Origin of the sequence: Algoriphagus sp. PAP.12, assembly GCF_026652115.1 — a bacterium.
Taxonomy (GTDB): domain Bacteria; phylum Bacteroidota; class Bacteroidia; order Cytophagales; family Cyclobacteriaceae; genus Algoriphagus.
Map to the genome: position 1 here is coordinate 1 of NZ_JAPPSQ010000072.1, position 580 is coordinate 580.

A 580-nucleotide genomic window follows, 5' to 3' on the forward strand; every position below is an offset into this window, starting at 1 on the left:
TTTTGAGATCACCCCAGCGAATTTGGATATCACTGCAGATGCAGGGCAGACGAAGGTCTATGGTGATCCAGATCCTGTATTCAGCTATCAAGTTGCAGGATTGAAGAATGGAGATATTCAAGGGGCTGTTGTTACCGGTTCTTTGACTAGAATGGTAGGTAATGATGTGGGGATGTATGCAATCCAGCAGGGAACTATTGACGCTGGAGGCAACTATGCAATCAACTTCACTCCGGCTGACTTTGAGATCACCACAGCAAGCTTGGATATCACAGCTGATGGGGGACAAAGTAAGGTTTATGGAGATTCTGACCCTGTATTTACATATCAATATTCTGGCTTGAAAAATGGTGATTCAAACGCTGTAATCATCGGAGCCTTAGCCAGAACAGCCGGAGAAGATGTAGGTATCTACCCAATCAACCTGGGTACACTGGATGCAGGTCCAAATTATGCAATCAATTTCACTCCGGCAGATTTTGAGATCACTCCAGCAACTCTGGATATCACTGCAGATGCAGGACAATCTAAAGTCTATGGAGATCCAGATCCTGAATTTACTTATCAAGTTGCAGGATTG

At 44.3% G+C, this 580-nt stretch carries 1 protein-coding gene; it reads left to right on the top strand.

Annotation, left to right across the window (positions count from 1 at the left end; translation table 11 throughout):
• Positions 1-580: MBG domain-containing protein (locus O0V13_RS21500; RefSeq protein ID WP_268037072.1), on the top strand; the 580-nt coding region annotated here is incomplete at both ends.